Source organism: Streptomyces dangxiongensis, from assembly GCF_003675325.1.
Lineage (GTDB): Bacteria > Actinomycetota > Actinomycetes > Streptomycetales > Streptomycetaceae > Streptomyces > Streptomyces dangxiongensis.
This window is the reverse complement of sequence record NZ_CP033073.1, coordinates 7577484-7599189: the sequence shown is the minus strand read 5'-3', so window position 1 is coordinate 7599189 and position 21706 is coordinate 7577484. Positions and strand designations below refer to the sequence as shown.

19 protein-coding genes and 2 pseudogenes are annotated in these 21706 nt (G+C 72.5%); 11 read left to right on the top strand and 10 right to left on the bottom strand.

Features of this window, described 5'->3' with window-relative positions:
- Positions 1-8 precede the first annotated feature (8 nt).
- The 4 genes from D9753_RS34220 to D9753_RS34210 all read right to left on the bottom strand — a co-directional run bounded on the left by D9753_RS34220 (position 9) and on the right by D9753_RS34210 (position 2753).
- The gene (locus D9753_RS34220; RefSeq protein WP_121790525.1) at positions 9-317 is read right to left on the bottom strand and encodes a hypothetical protein; all 309 of its coding nucleotides are present in this window, start codon (positions 315-317) and stop codon (positions 9-11) included.
- 515 nt (positions 318-832) lie between these two features.
- Positions 833-1744 carry a non-homologous end joining protein Ku gene (gene ku / locus D9753_RS34215; protein ID WP_338057997.1) on the bottom strand — a complete coding sequence of 304 codons (912 nt, stop codon included), beginning with the start codon at positions 1742-1744 and terminating at the stop codon, positions 833-835.
- Complete coding sequence (locus D9753_RS39125; protein WP_338057996.1) at positions 1683-1919, bottom strand: Ku protein; 237 nt, start codon at positions 1917-1919, stop codon at positions 1683-1685. The genes ku and D9753_RS39125 overlap by 62 nt, the downstream gene beginning before the upstream one ends.
- A 192-nt stretch (positions 1920-2111) precedes the next feature.
- On the bottom strand, positions 2112-2753 hold the full coding sequence (locus tag D9753_RS34210; protein ID WP_121790524.1) for an NAD(P)-dependent oxidoreductase: 642 nt from the start codon (positions 2751-2753) through the stop codon (positions 2112-2114).
- 168 nt (positions 2754-2921) lie between these two features.
- Here D9753_RS34210 and D9753_RS34205 point away from each other — a divergent pair, with 168 nt between their 5' ends.
- From D9753_RS34205 to D9753_RS34180, 5 genes are all read left to right on the top strand, one after another.
- Positions 2922-3836, top strand: a complete 915-nt coding sequence (locus tag D9753_RS34205) for a helix-turn-helix transcriptional regulator (protein ID WP_394346785.1) — start codon at positions 2922-2924, stop codon at positions 3834-3836.
- A 210-nt stretch (positions 3837-4046) separates the two neighbouring features.
- On the top strand, positions 4047-5093 hold the full coding sequence (locus D9753_RS34200) for a 4Fe-4S dicluster domain-containing protein (RefSeq protein ID WP_121790523.1): 1047 nt from the start codon (positions 4047-4049) through the stop codon (positions 5091-5093).
- A complete protein-coding gene (gene nrfD, locus D9753_RS34195; RefSeq protein ID WP_205614334.1) occupies positions 5090-6112 on the top strand; it encodes an NrfD/PsrC family molybdoenzyme membrane anchor subunit in 1023 nt (340 codons plus the stop codon). Before D9753_RS34200 ends, nrfD begins: the two co-directional genes overlap by 4 nt.
- A gap of 177 nt (positions 6113-6289) precedes the next feature.
- A complete protein-coding gene (gene fdh / locus D9753_RS34185; protein WP_205614333.1) occupies positions 6290-9550 on the top strand; it encodes a formate dehydrogenase in 3261 nt (1086 codons plus the stop codon).
- Between the two features lie 201 nt (positions 9551-9751).
- A complete protein-coding gene (locus tag D9753_RS34180) occupies positions 9752-10138 on the top strand; it encodes a hypothetical protein (RefSeq protein WP_205614332.1) in 387 nt (128 codons plus the stop codon).
- A 366-nt stretch (positions 10139-10504) separates the two neighbouring features.
- Here the strand turns inward: D9753_RS34180 and D9753_RS34175 are convergent, their stop codons facing one another.
- Entirely contained in the window at positions 10505-10927 is a 423-nt protein-coding gene (locus tag D9753_RS34175) for a CBS domain-containing protein (RefSeq protein WP_121790520.1), read from the bottom strand.
- Between the two features lie 337 nt (positions 10928-11264).
- Here D9753_RS34175 and D9753_RS38810 point away from each other — a divergent pair.
- The 3 genes and pseudogenes from D9753_RS38810 to D9753_RS38435 form a co-directional block, all read left to right on the top strand.
- Positions 11265-11603 (top strand): annotated as a pseudogene (locus D9753_RS38810) (SDR family NAD(P)-dependent oxidoreductase); the annotation flags it as partial.
- Between the two features lie 46 nt (positions 11604-11649).
- A pseudogene (locus D9753_RS38805) lies at positions 11650-11814 on the top strand (SDR family NAD(P)-dependent oxidoreductase); the annotation flags it as partial.
- 107 nt (positions 11815-11921) lie between these two features.
- Positions 11922-12107 (top strand): hypothetical protein, encoded by a 186-nt coding sequence (locus tag D9753_RS38435; RefSeq protein ID WP_240468361.1) that lies wholly within the window; start codon positions 11922-11924, stop codon positions 12105-12107.
- A 58-nt stretch (positions 12108-12165) separates the two neighbouring features.
- Here the strand turns inward: D9753_RS38435 and D9753_RS34165 are convergent, their stop codons facing one another.
- The 4 genes from D9753_RS34165 to D9753_RS34150 all read right to left on the bottom strand — a co-directional run bounded on the left by D9753_RS34165 (position 12166) and on the right by D9753_RS34150 (position 17625).
- The gene (locus tag D9753_RS34165) at positions 12166-14211 is read right to left on the bottom strand and encodes a beta-galactosidase (RefSeq protein ID WP_121790519.1); all 2046 of its coding nucleotides are present in this window, start codon (positions 14209-14211) and stop codon (positions 12166-12168) included.
- Between the two features lie 74 nt (positions 14212-14285).
- Positions 14286-15632: an ABC transporter substrate-binding protein gene (locus D9753_RS34160; protein WP_121790518.1), complete on the bottom strand. Its 1347-nt coding sequence runs from the start codon at positions 15630-15632 to the stop codon at positions 14286-14288.
- A gap of 114 nt (positions 15633-15746) precedes the next feature.
- Positions 15747-16697 (bottom strand): carbohydrate ABC transporter permease, encoded by a 951-nt coding sequence (locus tag D9753_RS34155; protein ID WP_121790517.1) that lies wholly within the window; start codon positions 16695-16697, stop codon positions 15747-15749.
- Positions 16698-16704: 7 nt separating this feature from the next.
- Positions 16705-17625, bottom strand: a complete 921-nt coding sequence (locus D9753_RS34150) for a carbohydrate ABC transporter permease (RefSeq protein ID WP_121790516.1) — start codon at positions 17623-17625, stop codon at positions 16705-16707.
- A gap of 397 nt (positions 17626-18022) precedes the next feature.
- On the opposite strand from D9753_RS34150, the gene D9753_RS34145 reads away from it, so the two are divergent.
- The 3 genes from D9753_RS34145 (at position 18023) to D9753_RS34135 (ending at position 20663) form a co-directional block, all read left to right on the top strand.
- Positions 18023-19051: a LacI family DNA-binding transcriptional regulator gene (locus D9753_RS34145; protein ID WP_121791440.1), complete on the top strand. Its 1029-nt coding sequence runs from the start codon at positions 18023-18025 to the stop codon at positions 19049-19051.
- A 324-nt stretch (positions 19052-19375) separates the two neighbouring features.
- A complete protein-coding gene (locus D9753_RS34140) occupies positions 19376-20437 on the top strand; it encodes a glycoside hydrolase family 5 protein (protein WP_121790515.1) in 1062 nt (353 codons plus the stop codon).
- Positions 20438-20465: 28 nt separating this feature from the next.
- The gene (locus D9753_RS34135; protein WP_121790514.1) at positions 20466-20663 is read left to right on the top strand and encodes a hypothetical protein; all 198 of its coding nucleotides are present in this window, start codon (positions 20466-20468) and stop codon (positions 20661-20663) included.
- Between the two features lie 164 nt (positions 20664-20827).
- Here the strand turns inward: D9753_RS34135 and D9753_RS34130 are convergent, their stop codons facing one another.
- On the bottom strand, positions 20828-21568 hold the full coding sequence (locus tag D9753_RS34130) for an esterase/lipase family protein (protein ID WP_121790513.1): 741 nt from the start codon (positions 21566-21568) through the stop codon (positions 20828-20830).
- Positions 21569-21706: the final 138 nt, after the last annotated feature.

Here is a 21706-nt window from a genome sequence, read left to right as displayed (position 1 = left end):
CGCCGGCTTCAGACGTGGTGCCCCTGGGCCGCCAGCCACCTGTGCACGCTCTCCTTGTCCGCCGGTGTGATGCGGGCCGGCCCGTCGACCTCCGGGCCCTCGTCGTCGTTGAAACCGGTGTCGGTGATCCGCGCGGTCACCCACGTGGCCAGGTCCTGCGCGGTGTCCTCGGTCAGCGAACCGCCCTTCCAGTCCTCGCGGACCCGGTGGGCGGCAGCCGGATCATGGCGTTCCATCTCCTCCAGCCAGACCGGCAGCAACCGGTCGACGGTCTGCCGGTCGGACCGGGAAGGCTCCCGTCCCTCATGTGCTGTCATGCGAGGCCGGGTTTCCCCACAGCTCCGGGTGACACCTGTGTGCCGTGATCACCGACGGCACGGGTCCGGGAGGCCGGGTCAGAGGGTGGTCGGCTCGCCAGGGGGCCGGCCCCTGTCCAGGCGGCCGGCCGTCCGGCGGTCGGCGTGGGGACCGGGCGGGTTGCTGCCCGGTCCCGGCCGTCGGTCGCCCGGCCGTCACTCGGACGGCGTCCGGTTGTCGCCCTGCGAGCCGGGGTCCCGGTCGGTGCTGGAGTCCACGGCATGCGCCTCGCGCGGGCGGCCGGGGCCACTCGTGCGACGGTCGCCCGCCTGGGCGCGAGGACGGTCGTTCGGGCAGTCGTCGGCCAGGTCGCGCCGGCTCCGGGCGACGGCGTGACGTGCCAACAGGCGGCGGGCCGGGCGTGGTGCTCGGGCCGGCTTCTGAACCGGCAGCGGTAGGGAGCGGGCGGACCGGGCGCGAGCCTCAGCCGGCCTGAACCGGCGCCGGTAGGGACCGGGCAGGCCGGGCACGAGGCTCAGGCCGCGCTCTTCTTGCGGCGGCGCCCGCCGGGGGCGAGGGCGTCGATGAGTTCCTCGCGGCTCATCCTGGACCGGCCGGCAACGTCCTGTTCGGTCGCCCGCTGGTACAGCTCCGCCTTGCTCAGCCGCTGCAACTCGCTCTTGCCGCCGCCGCGTCCGCGGGCCCGCGCCGATGCCGCGCCGGCCCTCCTGGGCGGAGCCTTCCGCGAGGGCGTCTTCGCCGTCGTCCTGCCTGGCGCGGAGGTGCGGGCGCCCTTGCGCGGAGCGGACTTCTCCTTCTCCTCGACCTCCTCGACCGAGCGGGCGCTCCGCAGGCTGCTCTCGAGGACCTTCATGAGGTCGATGACGTTGGTCGCCTCCGGAGGCCCCTCCGCCGTGACGATCTCCTGCCCCTCGGCCTTGGCCTTGACCAGCTCGCGCACCTTCTCCTGGTAGGTGTCGCGGTAGCGGCCCGGCTCCCAGTCGGTGCTGAGGGCATCGACCAGCTCGAGCGCCATGTCCAGCTCCTTGCCGCGCCCGGTCTTCTCCGAGGCCGAGGGCAGTTCGGGCAGTTCCTCGCCCGGATCGCGGACTTCGTCCGCCCAGTGCAGCGTTTGCAGGACCAGCACGTCGTCCTCCGCCCGCAGGGCGGTCAGGTACTGCTTGTTGCGCATGACGAAGGTGGCGATGCCCACCTTGTCCCTCTCGGCCAGGGCCGCGCGCAGCAGCTCGTAGACCTTCGAGTACTCCTTGCCGCGCGGGGCGATGTAGTAGGTGCGGTCGAAGAAGACCGGCTCGATGCGGTCCAGCTCGACGAAGTCGGTGATGTCGATGGTCCTGGAGCGGCCCGGCGCGATCTCGTCCAGTTCACCCGGGCTCGACGACGACGTACTCGCCCTCTGCGACCTCGTACCCCTTGACGATGTCACCGGTGCCGACCTCGTCGCCGGTTCGCTCGTTCACCCGCCGGCTGCGGATCCGGTCGGTCGTGCCGCGCTGCAACTGGTGGAAGTGGACGGTGTGGTCCTGGGTGGCGGTGTACAGACCCACGGGCACGCTGACGAGCCCGAACGTGATCACGCCTGTCCAGATCGCCCGCGCCATCCCCGTGCTCCGTCCCGTCCGCCCAGCGCCGCGGCTGGATCCGCCCTCTGTGCCTCCACGCTCGCACCGCCGCCGCTCCCCCGCGCGCCGGACCGCCCCGGCAGCCACCCGAACGGCGGCGCCGCGTCGCGGACGGTGGCGCCGCGCACCGGCGGAAGCGCGGTGCGCGTACGGCGTCGTGCCCCGGCCGTTTCAGTAGGCGACGGACATCCGGGCGCGGGGGTGCGCGCCGCGTTCGAGTTCGTCGACGAACGCGATGGCGTAGTCCTCGGCGCTGATGGCGCTGTTGCCCTCGGCGTCGGTGATCAGCAGGTCGCCGCCGGTCCGGAAGACGCCCGTGCGCTCGCCGGGCGCGATCAGGGCCGCGGGAGAGACGGCAGTCCACTCCAGGTCGGTGACCTCGGCCAGGGCGTCGAGGAGGTCGGCATGCGCGAGGGCCTCGCCCTTGTACTCCGCGGGGAAGCCGGGAGCGTCCATGAGGCGCGCGCCGCCGTCCGTGAGCAGCGAGCCGGCACCGCCGACGACGGCCACCCGTCGCACACCGCCCCTGCGCGCCCCCTCCAGGAGGGCCTCGTTCAGCGCCGCGAACGGCTTGCGGGGGTCACTGCCGTCCCTCGGCGGCACCAGCGCGGACACCACCACGTCCGCGCCCCTCACCGCATCCGCCACCTGCTCCGGAGCACTCGCGTCCACGGCCGCGCCGGTCAGCAGGGCATGGTCCAGCGGCGCCTCGCCGGAGCGGGAGGCGGCCACCACGTGGTGGCCGCGGTGCACGGCCTCGGCGGCGATGCGGCGTCCGATCATGCCGGTGGCACCGAGAACAACGATGTTCATGGGGAACTCCTCGTCGGGAATCACGGCCGCCTTCGTGGGTCGGCCGGGCGGGCGGGCACCGTCGCGGACACGATCCGGACACGTTTCGGGACCGGGTCACCGCCCGCGCTCGGGCCCACGTCCAAGCTATGAGCCGGGAAGACATGGAGCCGGGTACGGTGACGACTGATGATGGTCAAAAACGGACAGCATGGGAGCGGAACCGGAAGAACGATTCGCGAGGTTCCCTTCACCGCCCCCGCGGGGGTGCCCTCCGGGGTGGAGGTCATGTCCTTCGCACTGCTCCGGTCGCGGCTGCCCGCGCGGAGCCTGACCGGGCCGCAGCGGCCCTCCTTCCACCATCTGCTCGCCCCCACGCGTGGCGTACTGCGGCACTCGGTCGACTTCACCGGCTATGTGATGCGGCCGGGCACCTGGCTGTGGGTACGCCCCGGCCAGGTCCAGCAGTGGCACACCATGGACGCGACCGAGGGCACGGCCGTGCTGTTCGAGGCCTCGTTCCTCGACGCGGCCACGGCCGCCGCCGCCCGCCTGGACGATCCGTACGCGGCGGTCGGCCTGGAGCCCGACGAGCGGGAGGGCCTCCGGCTGGAGATGGCCCGCGCCCATCTGCGTGAGGAGTTCGACGCCTTCGGACGCCTGCCTCTCAGCGTGCACACCGCCGCGCTGCGGCATCTGCTCGCGGTCCTCGTCCTGCGCCTCTCCCACCTCGGCCCGCCGGCCGGCAGCCCGCGGGCCGAGCCCGATGAGACGTTCCTGCGCTTCCGTGACGCGGTGGAGGAGGACTTCTTCCGCACCCGACGGGTGGAGGACTACGCCCGACGCCTCGGTTACTCGGCGCGGACGCTGACCCGCGCGTCCCTGGCCGCCACGGAGGTCGGCGCGAAGGAGTTCATCGACCGGCGCCTCGTACTGGAGGCCAAACGTCTCTTGGCCCACGGCGACCAGAGCGCCGTACAGATCTCCCGGCAGCTCGGGTTCTCCAGCGCCACCAACTTCAGCAAGTACTTCCAGGAGCGGACCGGACAGAGCCCCATCAGCTTCCGCACCACCATCCGCGGCCTTCCACCCACCGGCGGCTGACGAGCGCCTCGTCGGATGCCGTCCGGCCGGGGGCGGCCCCCCGGACGCCTCCGGTGGCCCGGGGTTGCAGGCGGCCGGACGGCGGCGTCTGCTGGAGGGGCGGGAGGTGCGGCGGGGTCCGCAAGAGGCGGCAGCGCCTCCGTACCGAGGTCGCGCGGGCCGTACCGGGGACGGCGGAGGAGAGCGACGGGGCAGCGAGGAGGCCGGGGCATGACCGACGACACCGCCGCACGGGCGGCCCGGGAGGACGGGGCAGTCCCGCGGCACAACCTGCTCTCCGGTCCGCAGCCCGACGTGGCACGGGCGGCCGGATACGCCGACGCCCCGCCCCGCATGGGGTTCTTCACCGACACCTCGGTGTGCATCGGCTGCAAGGCGTGCGAGGTGGCGTGCAAGGAGTGGAACGCCGTGCCGGAGGACGGCCTGGAACTGACCGGCATGTCGTACGACAACACGCAGGGCCTCGGCGCCGACACCTGGCGGCACGTGGCCTTCATCGAGCAGCGCAAGCCGTTCGGCGGGCAGGAGCCCGGGGTCGGGCACGAGGACGTCGACGTGTTCTCCGCCGCGTCCGCGCTGGGCACCGGCCCGGGCTCGCCGGGCCCGGGAGCCACCGCTCCCCCACCGGGTGCGGCACCCGCGGGCGCCCCGGCCGGGGAGATCTCCCCGGTGTCCCCCGACGGCCGCACCGAACTGCGCTGGCTCATGGCCTCCGACGTGTGCAAGCACTGCACGCACGCGGCCTGCCTCGACGTGTGCCCCACCGGCTCGCTGTTCCGCACCGAGTACGGCACGGTCGTCGTCCAGGAGGACATCTGCAACGGCTGCGGGTACTGCGTGCCCGCCTGCCCGTACGGTGTCATCGACCAGCGCCGGGACGACGGGCGGGTGTGGAAGTGCACCCTGTGCTACGACCGTCTCGGTGTGGGTATGGAGCCGGCCTGCGCGAAGTCCTGTCCGACCGAATCCATCCAGTTCGGCCCGCTGGACGAGCTGCGGGACCGGGCCGCCGCCCGGGTCGCCCGGCTGCGCGCGGCCGGTGTCACGGACGCCCGGCTGTACGGCGAGGACCCGCAGGACGGCGTCGGCGGCGACGGGGCGTTCTTCCTGCTGCTGGACGAGCCGGAGGTCTACGGCCTGCCGCCCGACCCGGTCGTCACCACCCGTGACCTGCCCGCCATGTGGCGGCACGCGGCGGCGGCTGCCGTCTCGCTCGCCGCGCTGGCCGCCGCCGGCTTCGTCAGGAGGCCGCGATGACCGGTTCCGACGTCCCCCGGGACGGCGTGGAGGGCGCACGCCCCGGACGGGACGCCCTCACCGGCGCGCATACCGGACGCCGGCGGCGCCGCGGGCGCGGCGAGCGGGCGATGGTGCCCGACGCCGAGTTCTCCTCGTACTACGGCAAGCCGATCCTGAACAAGCCGACCTGGAAAGCCCTCGACATCGCGGGCTACCTCTACCTCGGGGGCCTCGCCGGCGCGTCGTCGCTGCTGGGCGCCGGGGCGCACGTCACCGGTCGGCCGGCACTGGCCCGGACGGCGAAGATCGGGGCGGCGGGCGCGATCTCCCTCTCCCTGGTCGCGCTGGTGCACGACCTGGGCCGGCCCGCCCGTTTCGTCAACATGCTCCGCGTGTTCAAGCCGACCTCCCCCATGAGCGTGGGCTCATGGCTGCTGGTGGGTTACGCGCCGCTGACCCTGGCCGCCGCCGCGACCGACGTCGCCGGCCGGTACCGGCTGGTGGGTGCCGCCGCCACCGCGTCCGCCGCCGTGCTCGGACCGGCCGTCGCCACGTACACCGCCGTGCTGATCTGCGACACCGCCGTGCCGTCGTGGCACGAGGGGTACCGCGAGATGCCGTTCGTCTTCGCCGGGTCGGGCGCCACCGCGGCGGCCGGGCTCGCGCTGGCCTGCGTGCCGGCCGGGCAGACCGGCCCGGCGCGCCGTCTGGCCGTTCTGGGCGCCGCTCTCGAACTGGGCTCGTTCCAACTGATGAAGCGGCGGACGGGGCTGGCGGCCGAGCCGCTGGAGCAGGGCAGGCCGCACGCGCTGCTGCGCGCCGCGGAAGCCCTCACTGTCGGAGGTACCGCGCTGGGCGCGTACGCCGGTGGGCGGAACCGGGTCGCCGCCGCTGTGGCGGGTGCGGCCCTGCTGGCCGGTTCGGCGGCCCTGCGGTTCGGGATCTTCCACGCGGGGGTGGCCTCGGCGGAGGACCCCAGGTACACGGTCGTGCCCCAGCGGGAACGGCTGGCGGCCCGCCGGTCCCCCGGCGCCTGACCGCCGAGCGGGCCGGACCACGGGGATCCCCCGGGCGCCGCCCGGCACGGCGGCGGTCTGCCTCCGGATGCCGTGCCCGCCCGCCCGCGGGACAATCGGCAGCAGGAGGGAGGGTGGCCGAACGGCGCGGAGACGGGTACCGCGGCCGCATCGAGTACGACGGGAAGGGCGGGCGTGATGGGTGTACGCACCTGGATCGACTCCTGGCCGGTCTACCGCCAGCTCACGGGGACGGACCCCCTGGGCCGGGGTGCCGCCGCCAAGAGCGGCACCAGCGAGCGGCTGCGCCCCCGGGTCGCCTCCGCGGACCGGGTGGTGAAGTCCGTCTGCCCGTACTGCGCGGTCGGCTGCGCCCAGAACGTGTACGTCGAGGACGAGCGCGTCACGCAGATCGAGGGCGACCCCGACTCCCCCATCTCGCGCGGCCGGCTGTGCCCCAAGGGCGCCGCCAGCCTGCAACTGACCACCGGGGACGCCCGCGAGCACCACGTCCTGTACCGGCGCCCGCACGGCACCGGCTGGGAGCGCCTGGACCTCGACACGGCGATGGACATGATCGCCGACCGGGTGATCGAGGCGCGCCGGACCGGCTGGCAGTGGGAGGTCGACGAGACCCGTACCCGGCGCACCCTGGGCATCGCCAGCCTGGGCGGGGCGACACTCGACAACGAAGAGAACTACCTGCTCAAGAAGCTGTTCACCGCGCTGGGAGCGATCCAGATCGAGAACCAGGCGCGCGTTTGACACTCCTCCACCGTTCCCGGTCTGGGAACCTCGTTCGGACGCGGCGGCGCGACCACCTTCCAGCAGGACCTCCAGCACGCCGACTGCATCGTCATCCAGGGCTCGAACATGGCCGAGTGCCATCCGGTCGGGTTCCAGTGGGTGATGGAGGCCAAGGCGCGCGGCGCGAAGGTGATCCACGTCGACCCGCGGTTCACCCGCACCAGCGCGCTGGCCGACCTGCACGTGCCGCTGCGCGCGGGCACGGACATCGCCTTCCTCGGCGGGATCGTCAACTACGTCCTGCGCAACGACAAGGACTTCCGCGAGTACGTGGTCGCCTACACCAACGGCCCCATGGTGGTGAGCGAGGACTTCCGCGACACCGAGGACCTCGACGGCGTCTTCTCCGGACTGGACCCCGACACCCGGAGCTACGACAACGAGAGCTGGCAGTACGCGGGCACCGAGGTCCGGGCCGCCTCCGGCAAGGGTGACCAGGAGTACGAGGAGCGCACGGGCGGCGGCAGCACGGTGACCGACGCGGCACGCGGCGAGTCCCACGGCTCCGGCGGCGCGGCGATCCCCGAGGGCGAGCCCGAGCGGGACGAGACGCTCACGCACCCGCGCTGCGTGTTCCAGGTCCTCAAGCGGCACTACGCCCGGTACACCCCGGAGATGGTCGAGCGGATCTGCGGGGTCCCGCAGGACATCTTCCGCCAGGTGTGCGAACTGGTCACGGACAACTCCGGGCGCGAGCGGACCACCGCGTTCGCCTACGCGGTCGGCTGGACGCAGCACACGACCGGCGTGCAGTACATCCGCGCCGCCTCCGTGCTCCAGAGCCTGCTCGGCAACATCGGCCGGCCCGGCGGCGGCATCCTCGCCCTGCGCGGGCACGCCTCGATCCAGGGCTCGACGGACATCCCCACACTGTTCAACCTGCTGCCGGGCTACATCCCCATGCGGCACGCCCACCGGCAGGAGACCCTGGACAGCTTCGTGGCGGCCGAGGCGGCGCACAAGGGCTACTGGGGCAACATGCGTTCCTACCTGGTCAGCCTGCTCAAGGCGTACTGGGGAGCGGCGGCCACCGAGGAGAACGAGTTCTGCTTCGACTACCTGCCGAGGCTCACGGGTTCGCACTCCACCTACGAGACGGTGATGGCCCAGCTGGACGGGATCTGCAAGGGCTACTTCCTCATCGGCGAGAATCCCACGGTCGGCTCCGCCGACGCCAAGATGCAACGCCTCGGCATGGCCGAGCTGGACTGGCTGGTCGTCCGGGACTTCTCGCTGATCGAGTCGGCCACCTGGTGGAAGGACGGCCCGGAGATCGAGACCGGTGAGATGCGCACCGAGGACATCGGCACCGAGGTGTTCTTCCTGCCGGCCGCCGCGCACACCGAGAAGGACGGTACCTTCACCAACACCCAGCGGCTGCTCCAGTGGCACCACCAGGCGGTCCAGCCGCCCGGCGAGGCCCGCAGCGACCTGTGGTTCGCCTACCACCTGGGCCGGATCGTCCGGGAGAAGCTCGCCGCGTCCACCGACGAAATGGATCGGCCGGTGCTCGACCTGACCTGGGACTACCCGACCAGGGGCCAGATCGCCGAACCGGCGGCGGAGGCCGTCCTCGCCGAGATCAACGGCCACGACGCGCAGGGCGAGCCGCTCGCCTCGTACGAGCAGTTGAAGGACGACGGCTCGACCTCCTGCGGCTGCTGGATCTACTGCGGGGTCTACGCCGACGGCGTCAACCAGGCGGCCCGCCGCAGACCCGGCAGGGAACAGGACTGGGTGGCCAACGAGTGGGGCTGGGCCTGGCCCGCCAACCGCCGCATCCTGTACAACCGCGCCTCGGCGGACCCGGACGGCAAGCCGTGGAGCGAACGCAAGGCACTGGTGTGGTGGGACGAGGAGAAGGGCTTGTGGTCCGGACACGACATCCCGGACTTCAAGGCCGACCGATCGCCCCACCACCGGCCGCCGCCGGACGCGACCGGCCCGGACGCCCTGTCGGGCACCGACGCGTTCGTCATGCAGGCGGACGGCAAGGCGTGGCTGTACGTGCCGTCGGGCCTCACCGACGGCCCGCTGCCCACCCACTACGAACCGCAGGACTCGCCGTACCCGAACCTGCTGTACGGCCGGCAGCGCAACCCGGTACGGCAGTTGCTGCCGCCGCACCCCGACAACCGCTACCAGCCCAGCGGCACCGAGCCCGGCGCGGAGGTGTTCCCGTACGTGGCCACCACCTACCGGCTGACCGAGCACCACACCGCGGGCGGCATGTCCCGCTGGCAGCCCTACCTGGCGGAACTGCAACCCGAGTTCTTCTGCGAGGTGTCGCCCGAACTGGCCGCCGAACGCGGCCTGGAGCACACCGGCTGGGCGACGATCGTGAGCGCGCGCGGGGTCATCGAGGCGCGGGTGCTGGTGACCGACCGCATGCCGCCGCTCACGGTGCACGGACGCCGTCTCCACCAGGTCGGACTGCCCTACCACTGGGGGCCGAACGGCTACAGCACGGGGGACGCGGCCAACGAACTGCTGCACATGTCCCTCGACCCCAACACCCACATCCAGGAGACCAAGGCGTTCGCCGTCGACATCCGGGCGGGACGCCGGCCACGGGGACCGGCCGCCCCCGAGCTGGTGCGGGCCTACCGGACCCGCGCGGGCATCGACGAGCACACCGGCACGGAACTCTGAGCGCACCGACCGCCCGTGACCGCCGGGCGGGTGGCGCGGCGCCCGGGCGGAACACCGCACAACGGCACCGTCGCGCCGACGGGGGAAGGCCGTGGGTGTCCCGTGCGGCCCTCGCCACGGGCGGGGGTGGCGGTCGAGCGGGGGTGGGTACTCGCCGGTGTGCGCGGGGAAGCGTGCACACCGGCTGTGGAGGTGCTGACGATGCGGACCGGACTGCTGAGGGCCATCGGAGCGGCGACCTGCGCCTACGGGGTCGCCACCGCGTACCGGCCTGGCCTGCTCGCCCGCCCCTGCGGGCTGGTGGACGCGGACGGCCAGGTGGGTCCGTACACCGTCGTGGTGCTGCGCCCGCTGGCCTGGCGGGACGCCGCCTGCGGGCTGGCGATGCTCGTCGCCCCCCAGGGTCCGGCCCTGGCCACGGCCACCACCGTGCGCATCGCCTCGGACGTCGGTGACGCCCTTCTGTTCGGCCCCGTACTGCCCGGCCGCGTCCGTCGCGCGGGGGCGGCCGTCAGCGCCCTGGGCTGGGCCGCTCTGACGATCGCGGGCCTCATCGGCAGGGACCACCACGCCACGGCGATGCACTGACCCGCCGGCCGGCGTCCGCCCGCCCTTGGGTCACCTCGGCGGCAGGGGGCAGGCGTGCGCGCGCGGCGCGGCGCGGCCGGGCTCGGCCCGGCCGAACTCCTCGACCGCTGCCTGTACCACCACGGTCAGCCTCTCCCGCCCGACGGTGACGACCTGGCGGCGGCGTTCGACCGGACCGTGACGGCAGCATGCCCGCCACCGCCGATGACAGGCATCAGTGTGCCTGCACCGGCGCCGCGAGTGGTCGACGGCATCCCATGTGCCGCCGTCGCAGCGCGTGAACCGGCCGAAGGTGAACGGGCTGCGGCTGAAGGGGCCGTGGGCGGACCGGATTCGGGCGGCGGGCCGGCATCGGACGGCGCTGCGTCACTCGTTGGGCTCCGTGGCGCTGATGTCCGCCAGGGCCGAGTCGGTGTCGCGTTCGACAGCGAGATCCCCGAGGGAGACGATGCCGACCGGACGGCCGTCCTCGACCACCGGCAGACGCCGCACGGCGTGCTCGCGCATCAGCTCGACGGCCCGGCTGATGTCGTCGTCCGGCGAGAGGCTGACCAGGTCCTCGCTGCAGGCCTCGGCGACGCTGCGCTCCTCGATGTTCCCGCCCTCGCACACCACGCGCACCACCAGGTCCCGGTCGGTGACCAGTCCGCGCAGCGTCTCGTCCTCCGCGACCAGGACGACACCGATGCTCTGGTCCCGCATCAGACGGGCGACGTCCACCACCGGGGTCTGCGGCCCCACCGCCACCGGCGCGGCCGTCATGATCTCGCGGACCTTGTTCACTGCCATGGGCTCTCCTCCACACGTTCACGCCGGCACGACCGCACGATGAGCGCTCACCGGCCCCGGTTGCCCGTACCCGTGCGACGCCGCCGGCTCCCGCACCGGGGTCGCTTTACCCTCCGATGGCAGCGCCCCGGGGCCCCGGACGGCGGCGCGCCGTGACACGCCGGCGGGACGCGCCAGGGCCGGCCGGCCTTCCGCAGGTGCTCGGCAGGGCCCTGTTCGCCCGTCCGGTGTTTCACCCGTACGGCGGCTGGACACCCGGCCGGCGATCACGGGAGGGCTCCGGCACGGCCCCGGTGAGCAGTCGAGCAGTCAGTCCTCCGACAGAAGGATCACGCCCATGGCATCGGACAGCACACCCGGCACCGCCCTGGTGACCGGGGCATCCTCGGGAATCGGTGCGGAGTACGCGGGCCGGCTGGCGGAACGCGGCTGGAACCTGATGCTGGTCGCCCGGCGCGCCGAGCGGCTGGACGCCCTCGCGCGGCGACTCCGCCAGGACAGCCGCGCGGAGGTGGAGACGCTGGTGGCGGACCTGGCCCGGCCGGCGGACCTCGCCCGGGTCGCGGAGCGGGTCGCCGGCGAGGACGTGGACCTGTTGGTGAACAACGCGGGCATCAACGGCTACGGTCCGTTCCCCGAGGTCGACCCGGCGCTGCTGGGCAAGGTGCTGGAGGTGAACGTCGTGGCGCCCAACGGTCCTCACCCGGGCGGCGGTCCCCGGCATGGTGAGGCGGGGCCGGGGCGCGGTGGTCAATGTGGCCTCGCTGCTGGCGTTCGCCGGCGATCTGCCGCCCGGACCCCTCCCCCAGCGGGCCGTCTACGGCGGCACCAAGGGGTACGTGGTCACGTTCACCCGGACCCTGGCCGCCGAACTCGCCGGCACGGGCGTACACGTCCAGGTCGTCTGCCCCGGGCTCACGGCGACCGAGTTCCACCTCGGTACCGGTGAGGAGAGCCGGTCGCGGGCGAGGCCCGGGTCCACGACGACGGCGGCATGCCTGCGGGCGACGTGGTCACCGCGTCTCTCGCGGCGCTGGACGACGGGGAGGTGGTGTGCGTACCGGGCCTGTCGGACGCCGGTGCGGTGGCCCGCCTGTCGGCCGCGGAACTCGGTCTGCGCGACGGCGCCGGCACCCGTGTGGCGCCCCGCTGCGGCACGGCCCGGACCGCCCGGGACTGACCGTCGCAGCGCCCTGCGGGTCCCGGTCCCCCGCCCGTCGGCGCCTGACGGGACGGTGTCAGGTGCGTTGGTGCAGGACGGTGACGGCGCGAGGGGCGAGGACCAGCGGGCCGTCCTCGTCGGCGGGGCCGGGAGGCAGGACGTCACCCGTGAGGCCGGGCAGGGGCACGGGCTCGTCGGTGCGGTTGACCAGGAACAGGTAGCGGTCGCCGTCCCGGCTGCGGACGGCCAGTTCGACGTGTCCCCGGGCCTGTTCGGGCAGCTCGCTGCGGATGCCGGCGTGGTCGAGGAAGGTGGGCAGCAGCGCGGTGAGTCCGGTGGGGCCGAGACGGGTGGAGACGTAGGCGGCGGAGCCCTGGCCGCTGGTGCGGCGGGTGACGGCGGGACGTCCGGCGTGTTCTCCGCCGGTGTAGCGGGCGAGGACCTCGGTGGCGGGGTCGGTGGCGGTGACGCGGTCGGTCCACAGGCTTGCGGTGAGGCCGCCGTCGAGGGTGACCCGTTCGCCGTCGGGCAGGGGGCCGAACTCCTCGATCCGGATGCCGAGCAGGTCGCGCAGGGCGCCGGGGTAGCCGCCGAGCCAGACGTGGTCGTTCTCGTCGACGATGCCGGAGAAGTACGTGGCGACCAGGTGGCCGCCGTTCTCGGCGTAGCGGGTGAGCTCCTTGGCGAGGGTGGCGGGGACGACGTGCAGGACGGGGGCGATGACCATGCGGTAGCCGTCGAGAGGGGTGCCGGTGGGGACGACGTCGGCGCGTACGCCCACGTTCAGCAGGGCGGTGTACCAGTCGAGGGCTTCCTGGCGGTAGCGGAGCCGGGAGGTGGGGTGGGAGTCGAGTTCGCTGGCCCACCAGGAGTCCCAGTCGAAGAGGACGGCGACGGGGGCGGCCTCCCGCGAGGCACCGGCGGCGGGGGCGAGGTGGCGCAGGGTGTCGCCGAGGCAGGTGACGGAGCGGAACAGGTCGCTGTCGGGTCCCGCGTGCGGGAGCATCGCGGAGTGGTACTTCTCGGCCCCGGCGGCGGACTGTCGCCACTGGAAGAAGCAGACGGCGTCGGCGCCGTGGGCGACGTGGAGCAGGGAGTCGCGGGCGAGTTCACCGGCCCGCTTGGCGAGGTTGACGGGCTGCCAGTTGACGGCGCTGGTGGAGTGCTCCATCAGGTACCAGGGCCGGCCGCCCGCGAGGTTGCCGGTGAGGTTGGCGGAGAAGGAGAGTTCGTCCAGGGACTGCGGGCCCGGGGTGCGGTAGTGGTCGTTGGAGACGAAGTCGACCTCGGCGGCCCAGTCCGCGTAGTTCATGCCCTTGGTCTCGCCCATGACCATGAAGTTCGTGGTGATCGGCACGTCGGGGGTGACGGCGCGCAGGACGTCGCGTTCGGCGCGCAGGTGATCGCGCAGGGCGTCGGAGGAGAAGCGCTTGAAGTCCAGCTGCTGGGTGGGGTTGGGGTGGGAGGCGGCCAGGCGCGGCGGCAGGATCTGCTCCCAGTCGCTGTACCCCTGGGACCAGAAGGCGGTGCCCCAGGCGTGGTTGAGCTGGTCGAGGGTCGTGTAGCGCCGGCGCAGCCAGGTGCGGAAGGCGCGGGCGGCGTCGTCGGAGTAGTCGTAGACGTTGTGGCAGCCCAGCTCGTTGGAGATGTGCCAGGCGGCCAGGGCGGGATGGCCGGCGTAGCGTTCGGCCATGGCCCGGGTCAGGCGCAGGGCGTGCTCGCGGAAGACCGGTGAGGTGGGGCGCCAGTGCTGGCGGGCTCCGGGCCACACCGTCTCGCCGTGGTCGGTGACGGGGAGGATCTCGGGGTGGGCGGTGGTGAGCCAGGGCGGCGGCGAGGCGGTCGCCGTGGCCAGGTCGACGGCGATCCCGCCGTCGTGCAGGAGGTCCATGATCTCGTCGAGCCAGCCGAAGTCCCAGGTGCCGGCGGTGGGCTGGATGCGGGCCCAGGAGAAGACGGCGAGGTTGACGATGGTGACACCGGCCTGCCGCATCAGCGCGACGTCCTCCTCCCAGACCTGCCGGGGCCACTGGTCCGGGTTGTAGTCGGCGCCGTAGGCGAACCGGGGAGAGCCGTTGTCTCCCCGGCCGCGCAGCGACTGGGACAGGGGGGCGGGGCGCATGCTGTTCCTTCCGGGTGCATGGGGTGAGGGCGGCGCCGGCCGGTCCGGGCGGCGCCGCCGGGCGCGGGCGCGGGTCAGCCGGTGCTGACGGTGAAGCCCTGCTCGTCGCCGTACTTGACGGAGGCGTCCTGCCAGGTCTTCAGCCCGGCGGAGAGCCTGGTGCCGGAGACGTAGGCCTTGCCGACGGTGTCGTTGAAGATGGAGTTGGCGTACACCTGGTACGGCAGGTAGGACCAGTCGTCGGCGACGTTCGCGGCCGACTCGGCGAAGACCTTGTTGGCCTGCTGCCCGCCGAAGTACGGGAACGCGGTGTCCTGGAACGCCTTGGAGTGCAGCTCCGCGGTGGTGGCCGGGAACGCGCCGTTCGCCACGCGGGTCTGCACGCCCTTGCCGGCGTCGGCGTACTCCAGGAAGGCATACGCCAGTGCTTCGTTGTCGCCGAGTTCCGGCATGGCCAGGGCGCTGCCGCCGTTCTCGGCGGAGGCCTTGGCGCCCGCGGTCCACTGCGGCAGCGGGGCGACGCGCCAGTCACCGGAGGCGGACTTCGCGCCGGAGGCGAGGTTGGCGGGCATCCATGCGCCGATGGCGAGGGTGGCTATGGTGCCGTCGTCGAGGCCCTTGTACCACTCGTCGGACCAGCTGGTGACCGGGGAGACCAGCTTGTCGTCGAGGAGCTTCTGCCAGGTGCCGGAGTACTTCCGGGCCCCCGCGTCCGAGAAGTCGATCTTCACCTTGGTGCCGTCGACCGTGTAGGGGCGCGAACCGGCCTGCCACAGCATGCTGGTGGTGAAGCCGGCGTCACCGGCGTCGTTGGTGATGTACGCCTTGGGGTTCGCCTTGTGCAGCGTGCGGGCCGCGTCGACGTACTGGTCCCAGGTGGTGGGCACCTTGATCCTGTACTTGTCGAAGACCTTCTTGTTGTAGAACAGCGCCATCGGGCCCGAGTCCATCGGCAGGCCGTAGACACCGTCGCCGCCCGCCCTGACGCCGTTCCACGGGCCGGGGGTGAACTTGCCGGCGAGCTGGTCGGCGCCGTACGCCTCGAGGTCGGTGAGTTCCTTGGTCAGGGCGTACTGGCCCATCGCGTAGTACTCGATCTGGGCGACGTCCGGGACGCCCTTCTTCGCCGCGATGGCGTTCTGGAGCGCCTTGTACTGGTTGTTGCCGGTGCCCGCGTTGACGAGGTCGACCCTGACCTTGGGGTGCGCCTTCTCGAAGTCGGCCGCCACCTGCTTGAGCGTGGGTTCCCAGGCCCAGACGGTGAGGGTGCCGCCCTTCTTCAGGGCCGCCTGGATGTCCGCTTCGGAGACCGCCTTGTGGCTCGGTCCCCCGTCGTCGGAACCGCCGCAGGCGGTCGCTCCCAGGGCGAGGGCGCTGACGAGGCCGATGCCGCGCAGCAGGCGGCGGGAGTGCTTGAGCATGGTCGTGCTTCCACTTCTTCGTGGCCGGAGCATGGCCGGGACCGTGACCGACGGGGAGGGTCGCAGGGGCAGGGGGAAGGGAACGGTGGGGGTGGGGGCGACGGAGGGCGCCGGCTATTCCTTGACGCTTCCGGCGGCGAGGCCGGACTGCCAGTACTTCTGCAACAGCAGGAACGCGGCGATCAGCGGCAGGATGGTGATCAGGGAGCCGGTGACGACCAGGTGGAAGACGGGCTGTCCGCCGGCGGTCTCGGCCTGGGCGTTCCAGCTATTGAGGCCGAGCGTGAGCGGATACCAGTCCGGGTCCTTGATCATGATCAGCGGCAGGAAGTAGTTGTTCCAGGTGGCGACCATGCTGAACAGCAGAACGGTGACGATGCCGGGCGCCAGCAGCGGAAGGGCGACCGTGAAGAAGGTGCGGGCCTCGCCGGCGCCGTCGATGCGGGCGGCCTCCATCAGTTCGGTGGGGATGGCCTCGGAGGCGAACACCCACATCAGGTACAGGCCGAACGGTGAGATCAGCGAGGGGATGATCACGGCCCACGGGGTGTTGGTGAGCCCCATGTTGCTGAACATCAGGAAGGTCGGCACCGCCAGGGCGGTGCCCGGAACCGCGACCGCGCCGATGACGACGGCGAACACCGCGCGCTTGCCGGGGAAGGAGAACTTGGCCAGCGCGTAACCGCCCAGGACGGCGAGGAGGGTGGCACCGCCCGCGCCCAGGACGACGTACAGCAGGGTGTTCAGCAGCCAGCGGACGAAGACACCGTCGTGATAGGTGAAGGTCTGGCCGATGTTGTCCCAGAGCGCGAAGTGGCCGTCGAACCACAGACCGAACGAATGGGCCAGCCCGGACTGGGACTTGGTGGCGCTGATCACCAGCCAGACCAGCGGCAGCAGGCTGTAGAGCAGGATCAGGCCGGTGAGCAGCGTCAGCAGGACACTGCGCCGGGGTCCGCCGGGGGTGTGCCGGCGGCGGCCGGCCCGCAGCCGGGGTACGGCGCCCGGAGCGCCCGGCGCCGTGGTCGCGGGGCGGTCGGGGACGGTGGTGACAGGAGTGGCCATCGCTGCTTCACGCTCCCTTGCGCATGCCGCGTGTCTGGACGACATAGGCGATGACCATGGTGATCAGCCCCATGACGATGGCGACCGTCGCGGAGTAGTTGTGCTGCTGTCCGGAGAAGGAGAGCGAGTACGTGTAGTAGTTGGGGGTGTAGTCGGTGGTGATCGCGTTGCGCGCCAGCGGCTGGAGGATGCTCGGCTCGTTGAAGAGCTGGAAGCTGCCGATGACGGAGAAGATCGTGGCGATGACGAGGGCGCCGCGGATGGCGGGGAGCTTGATGGCGGTGATGACGCGGAGCTGCCCGGCGCCGTCGATCTCGGCGGCCTCGTAGAGGGAGTGCGGGACGACCCGCAGCGCCGAGTAGAAGATCAGCATGTTGTAGCCGACGAACTCCCAGGTGACGATGTTGCCGATCGAGGCCAGCACCAGGTGCGGGGAGAGCGGATCGGGCAGCGTGACCCCGAGCGCGTCGTCGATGTCGCCGACGAGACCGAAACGGGTGCCGTACAGGAAGCCCCACATCAGGGTGGCGACGACGGCGGGCACGGCGTACGGCAGGAAGATCGCGATGCGGAAGAAGTCCTTGCCGTAGAGCCGCCCGCTGTCCAGGGCCAGCGCCACCAGCAGGGCGATGCCGAGCATGACCGGCACCTGGACGCACAGGAAGAGCGAGACCCGGCCGAGCGCGGCCCAGAACTGGTCGTCGTGGAGCGCCTGCCGGTAGTTGTCCAGGCCGACGAAGGTGGTCCCGCCGATCAGCCGGGTGCGGTAGAGGCTCAGCCAGACCGAGTAGGCGATCGGGGCGAGGAAGACCAGGGCGAAGACGGTCATGAACGGGGCGATGAAGCCCCAGCCGGCCAGGCCGCGGCGGTCGCGCCTGGTGGCTGCGGGCGGACGGCCTCCCGCGGCCGGCGGCGATATGACGGTCATGCTGCATCCTCGCGTCGTCGTGGGTGCGGGGGCCTGAGCCGTCGCACGGCAACGCGGGCCCCACCGGCACTGTCCAGTGTTTACGTAAACATCACCGGTGGCCTGATGCTTACATTCCCGGTCGGCAGCGTCAATACTTCGGGAGAGAGAGCGCGTGCCCCGATGCGCGGCGCCTGCCGGGGCACCGTGGACAGCGTCGTGAGCAGCCTCGTGAACAGCGCCGTGAGCAGGGCCGGAGCGGTGGCGCGCGCTACTCTCGACCAGATCCGCCGCGCGCAGGGCCCGCGGCGCGGCCGGCACCACAGGAAGGGCAATCGTGCACCAGGACGTGAGCGGCGCGGACCGGGCCGGGCAGCCTCGTCGGCGGTCGGCGGCCGACCGGCGGCGCAGCGTCTCCATGGCCGACGTCGCGCGGGCGGCCGGGGTTTCCTCGCAGACCGTCTCACGCGTCTCCAACGGCCACGCGAACGTGGTCGAGGAGACCAGACAGCGCGTCCTGCGAGCCATGAGGGACCTCGGCTACCGTCCCAACAGCGCCGCACGGGCCCTGAAGAGCGGGGAGTTCCGCACGCTCGGCGTCATCCTCTTCACCCTCTCCACCACCGGCAACGTGCGCACCCTGGAGGCGATCGCGACCTCCGCCGCCGAGGAGGGGTACGCCATCACGCTGATACCGGTGGCGGCGCCGAGGCAGATGGACGTGCGCGGCGCCTTCACCCGGCTCGGCGAGCTGGCCGTCGACGGGATCATCGTCATCATGGAGGTGCACCTCCTGGACGCCGCCGTCCTCAGCCTGCCGCCCAGCGTCCAGCTCGTGGTCGTCGACTCCGACGCGGGCGACCACTACAGCGTGATCGACACCGACCAGGCCGGCGGCACCCGCGCCGCCGTGCGCCACCTGCTCGACCTCGGCCACACCACCGTGGCCCATCTGGCGGGCCCCGACGGCTCGTTCGCCGCCCAGCGCCGCGCCGACGCCTGGCGGCAGGTGCTGGAGGAAGCCGGACTGACGGTGCCGCCGCCGGTACGGGGCGACTGGTCCGCGGAGTCCGGTTACCGGGCCGGCCTGGCCCTGGCGGCCGACCCCGACTGCACGGCCGTCTTCGTCGCCAACGACCAGATGGCCCTCGGCCTGCTGCGCGCCCTGCACGAGAAGGGGCGCCGGGTTCCGGAGGACGTCAGCGTCGTGGGGTACGACGACATCCCGGAGTCGGCCTCCTTCATCCCGCCGCTGACCACCGTCCACCAGGACTTCGGCGCGGTGGGCCGGCTGTGCGTGGAGAGCGTGCTGCGGCAGATCCGCGACGACCGGCCGGAGCACGGGACGACCCTGGTCCCCACCCGCCTGGTCGTACGCTCCAGCACCGCCCCGCCGCCCGCGCGGCACACCGGGCGCCGGGCCACGGCCACCCGCCGGGCGCGGTGACCTCACCGCCGGGGGCAACTCCGGCACGCGTCGGGCACCTTGACAGCCCCCGGGGCCGGTGCCACTCTTCCGGCTCAGAGTTTACGTAAACATCGGGCGTCGAGGCCGGTCGGAGTACCGGTGCGAACCTTTTCTCGCCGTCGATGTTCACGTAAACACTCGGGTCTCCCGATAGGGCGGCAGGACCGCGCACGCAGCCGACCGGGCCCGGCAGACCCCGCCCGACGTATGCCCCGCCACCGTGCCCGTCCGCCCCGGAGCCCGGCACGCCGGCACTCCTGCCGGCAGCTCCGTGTCCCGCCCCGCACCTGAGAGAGACCGCACATGCGCACACGCGTCCGCAAGCCCCGCGCCACCCGCCGGTTCCGCGCCCTGCTGGCGGCGACCGCCCTCGTCGTGACCGGCGGGACGCTGGCCGTCTCCGCACCGGCGTCCGCCTCCGGGCCGCCCGCCCTGGACTCCAGCCGGTTCAAGGGCGTGAACTGGGCGGACCCGCGGGACAACTACGCCGACGACCCGGTCGTCCTGTCGGGACTGTCCACCTCGGACACCTACGCCCGGACGTTCGTCAAGGCGACCCGGGTCATCAAGGCCTTCCGCGCCAACCTCGGCGCGGACACCGTGCGACTGCCCGTCAACCCCTACACGGTCGGCGGCCCGTACTGGAGGTCCTACCGCGCCGTCATCGACGCGGCCGACCGCCAGGGCTTCAAGGTGATCCTCTCCTACTGGGAGGGCACCGGCGCCCACAAGGACGGACTCATCGACGACACGGCGGCCTACCGGACCATGTGGGACACCGTGGTCCACGCCTACCAGGCCGACCCCCGCGTCTACTTCGAGCCGATGAACGAGCCGCACGGCTACACCGACACCCAGTGGGCCGACATCGCCGCCGACTGGCTCGCCACCTACCGGGGCGTCCCCCGCAACCGTGTCCTCGTCTCCGGCGCCGGCTACAACGACCACGTCACCACCGTCTGCGCCGACCCCCGCCTGCGCGGCACCTACCTGTCGCTGCACCACTACGGCTTCTGGAAGGACTACGCCACCTACGACCAGTGGGTGGCCGACCTGAAGGAACGGATCGGCGACTGCGCCGGACGGACGGTGGCCGACGAGTTCGGCGCCCCCATGACCACCGGCCTGGACTACGACCGGCCCGACGAAGCGAACAACTTCGTCAACTACGTCCAGGCGGTCACCGACACCTTCCGTGAGCTGCGCATGGGGTCGGTCTACTGGCCCGGACTGCGCAGCGGTGACACCTACAGCATGGAGGAACTCACCGGCGCCCCCGACCGGCCCTGGCTGGCCACCACCAACCGCTCCGGCGCCGACCGTCTCGCCTGGGGCTGGGGGCGCGGGAAGCCCGTGCGGGGCTGACGGCCGGGCACCACCACTCCTTCCCTCCATGCTCCGTATCCGCTCCGGCCGGTCATGGCGGCGGGCCCTGGTCAGTGGGCTGGCCGCGCTGGCCCTCGCGCCCGTCACCGCCAGGTACGGCGGCAACAGCCCGGGCTACGACGACAACATCACCTCCGTCTGCGCCGACTCCCGCCTCGACGGCACCCATCTCTCCCTGCACCACTACGGTTGCTCGGCGCCCTGACCACGAACAACTCAAGCGGCGCCGGCCGATTCCGCCAGGGCTGGGGCCTCGGCCAGGCCGACGGCACGGACCGCTTCACCGGGACCTCGGCGCCCCCGGCCCGGCGCCGGGGCCGCACGGGGACGGTCCCGTGCGGCTCCGCCGCGGCCTGCGGCCGGCCGGAGTCAGGAGGCGACGAAGCGCGCTATCTGGCCCAGTACGACCGTGTCCGTGAGGTACCCGAGGTGGGTCTGGCAGGGCACGTTGTTGTTCGTGGCGCCGTCCAGCCGGGTGCTGGTGTACGGCAGGATGATGCCGTCGCACGCCGAGTACCAGGTGGCGTACCTGGTGGTTCCCGGTGTCTCGTCACCCGAGGAGATCTGGGAGATGAACGAGGAGCCCGGGTACATCTGCTGACAGGTCGTGTAGACCAGGCAGGCGCCGGCGGACGTGGTCCCGTGGTTGGCGCCGGCGATCGAGGCGAGGTGGCTGACGCTGGTGTTGCCGCCCAGCACCTTCAGGTAGTACTGGCTGACGAGGCCGCCCATCGAGTGGTTGACGATCGCGACCTTGCTCGCGCCCGTGCGTGCCCTGACGTTGTCGACGAAGGCGGCGAGGCCCCGGGCGTTGGTGACGTTGTCGCCGTAGGAGTCGTACTCGTAGGCGAAGAGATTCGAGCTGGACCAGCCGTTGAGCCGGAAGACGCTCATGGCGGTGACCCAGTTGGACGCGTTGCCGGTGTACCCGTGGACGAAGACGACGGGCGTACCGGTCGACAGCGGATGCGCGGCCACGCCGGCCGGCCGGGCGGCGGTCGTGGTCGCGGTGCCGGCCGCGCCGGCCGTGGACGCCGGGGAGAACAGGGTGAACGCGGCCGTGGCGGTCGCGAGAACGCCGAGGAGCCGGCGCGGGGAGCGGCGGGGCATGGGGTCCTCCTGCTGAGGATGTGGGGGTGCGGGTGCCTGACCCGACCAGCGTCGTGAGGCGGGGGGCGGGGGCCATCGGCGAAATCACCAGTCATCGAGTGCCGCCGGGCGTCCGGTGCACGGCCCTTCCCGTCGCGG